Source organism: Bradyrhizobium sp. Leo170 (assembly GCF_004296405.1).
GTDB lineage: Bacteria > Pseudomonadota > Alphaproteobacteria > Rhizobiales > Xanthobacteraceae > Bradyrhizobium.
Genome location: NZ_PSRR01000602.1, coordinates 1 through 2541, shown reverse-complemented (window position 1 = coordinate 2541; position 2541 = coordinate 1). Strand labels below are relative to the sequence as shown.

The following is a 2541-nucleotide window of genomic DNA, read 5'->3' as shown; positions in this document are numbered from 1 at the left end:
GCCGCTTGCGGGGAGAGGTCGGAATGCAAGCGCAGCTTGAATTCCGGGTGAGGGGGACTCTCCGCGAGTTCACCTATCACCCAGTTCGCGGAGGCAGCCCCTCACCCCGACCCTCTCCCCGTGAAGAACGGGGAGAGGGAGAAGAGGCTCCGTGCTTGCTTCGATCGAGTTCTACCGTGACTTCTGGGCTTCGCCAACGGAAGGCAGTGGTTGGACGGTGACGCCGGGCGGCGGCACATCGTCGTCGGGTACGAAGAAATCCGACATCAGCGCGACCTTCGGGTCGACGCGGTAGCGCTCGAAATCGCGCACGCCGCTGTCATAGAGCACCTTGTCGTCGATGCAGAACTGCCCGGTGAATTCGCGCGCCGGTTTGGTCAGGATGACGTGCGCGGCATCGGCCATGATCTCGGGTGTGCGGCTGGCACGCATCATGGCGTCGCCGCCGAGGAGGTTGCCGACCGCGGCGGTGGCGATCGTCGTGCGCGGCCACAGCGCGTTGACGGCGACACCGGCCGATCGCAATTCGCCTGAGAGCCCCAGCACGCACATGCTCATGCCATACTTCGCCATGGTGTAGGCGGTGGAATGCTCGAACCATTTTGCTTTCATGTCGAGTGGTGGTGACAGCATCAGGATGTGCGGGTTTACTGCTTTCTTCAGATGCGGAATGCAATATTTCGACACCATGAAGGTGCCGCGGGTGTTGATACCGATCATCAGGTCGAACCGCTTCATGTCGGTGGCCTGCGAGTTGGTCAGGCTGATCGCGCTGGCATTGTTGACGCAGATGTCGATGCCGCCGAATTCGGCGACCGTCTTGTCGATCGCCGCGATCACCTGCGCCTCGTCACTGATATCGCAGACGACCGGCAGCGCCTTGCCGCCGGCGGCGTGGATCTCGTCGGCGGCGGTGTAGATCGTGCCTTTCAGTTTCGGGTGCGGCTCCGTGGTCTTGGCGGCGATCGCGATATTGGCGCCATCGCGTGCCGCCCGCAGCGCAATCGCGAGCCCGATGCCGCGGCTCGCACCGGTGATGAACAGCGTCTTGCCTTTGAGCGACGTCATCCGAACCTCCCGTGTTATTTATCCATCTGCATGCAACACTCGTCCGCGCGTCTCCGGCAGCGCGTAGGCGGCCAGGAAGAATACAGCGTAAGCGGCGACCGCGAAAATCGCGATCGCATTAGCGAGCGAGGTCGTGGTCGAGAGCGCGCCGACGAGGTACGGGAACAGCGCGCCGATGCCGCGGCCGAAATTATAGCAGAAGCCCTGTCCGGAGCCGCGCAGCCGCGTCGGATAGAGCTCGGTCAGGAACGCGCCCATGCCGGAGAAATAGCCTGACGCGAAGAAGCCGAGCGGAAAGCCCAACACCCACAGCAATTCGTTGCTGATCTCCACTTGCGTATAGACCAGCACGACAGCGATGGCGCCGAGCGAGAAGGTCAGGAACAGGTTCCGACGGCCGATGCGATCGGCGAGCCAGGCGCCGACGAGATAGCCGATGAACGAGCCTATGATCAGCGCCGCGAGATAGCCGGTCGAGGTGACGATCGAAAGGTGCCGCTCCGTGGTGAGGAAGCGCGGCACCCAGAAGGTGATGGCGTAGTAGCCGCCCTGGCAGCCCGTCGCCGCCAGCGCCGCCAGGATGGTCGTCTTCAGGATCGGTCCCTGGAAGATCTCCCAGAGCGACGGCCGGTCGCCTTCGGCCTGCTGCTTCACGCGCGTCGCCGCCGCGATCTCAGGTTCGGTGACGTAGCGGCGCAGATAGAACACCAAGAGCGCCGGCAGCGCGCCGATCACGAACATCCAGCGCCACGCGGTCTCCGCGGGAAGAATCGAGAACAGGATCGCCTGCGCGAGCACCGCCAGGCCCCAGCCGACCGCCCAGCCCGATTGCACCGAACCGACCGCGCGTCCGCGATATTGCGGCCGGATCGCTTCGCCCATCAGCACCGCGCCCGCCGCCCATTCGCCGCCGAAGCCCAAGCCCAGGATTGCCCGCGCGATCAGGAGCTGATCGAAATTCTGCGCGACCGCGCAGATCAGCGAGAAGAACGAGAACCAGAGAATGGTGATTTGCAACGTCCTGACACGACCGATGCGGTCGGCGAGATAACCGCCGAGCCAGCCGCCGATGGCCGACGAGAGCAGCGTCACCGTGCCCGCAAGGCCCGCGGTGCCGGCATCGACCTTCCACAGCGTGATGATGGTGCCGATCACGAGCGGATAGATCATGAAATCCATGCCGTCGAGCGCCCAGCCCGAGGCGCAGGCCCAGAAGGTGCGCCGCTCCTGCAGGTTCATGTCGCGGTAGAAGGCGAGCAGGCTGGTGTCGTGGATTTCAGCGACTTCCATCGCCTTCGATGGATCCGATGTCGTCATGTTGAGGTCTCCGCGAGTTTCTTCTTGATCGGCCCTATTGCATGCGGCCGGCTTGCGGGAAAGGTAAATCTATCGCGAGAATGTAGGGTGGGCAAAGCGAAGCGTGCCCACCATGACGGGCGGAGTGCTGAGGGTGGGCACGCTTCGCTTTGCCCA

General features: G+C 63.8%; 2 protein-coding genes. Both read right to left on the bottom strand.

The features are described 5' to 3' along the window. Window positions 1–171: 171 nt before the first annotated feature. Window positions 172–1068, bottom strand: a complete 897-nt coding sequence (locus CWO89_RS42985) for an SDR family oxidoreductase (RefSeq protein ID WP_130584241.1) — start codon at window positions 1066–1068, stop codon at window positions 172–174. Window positions 1069–1086: 18 nt separating this feature from the next. Next, window positions 1087–2385 carry an MFS transporter gene (locus CWO89_RS42980; RefSeq protein ID WP_130584240.1) on the bottom strand — a complete coding sequence of 433 codons (1299 nt, stop codon included), beginning with the start codon at window positions 2383–2385 and terminating at the stop codon, window positions 1087–1089. Window positions 2386–2541: the final 156 nt, after the last annotated feature.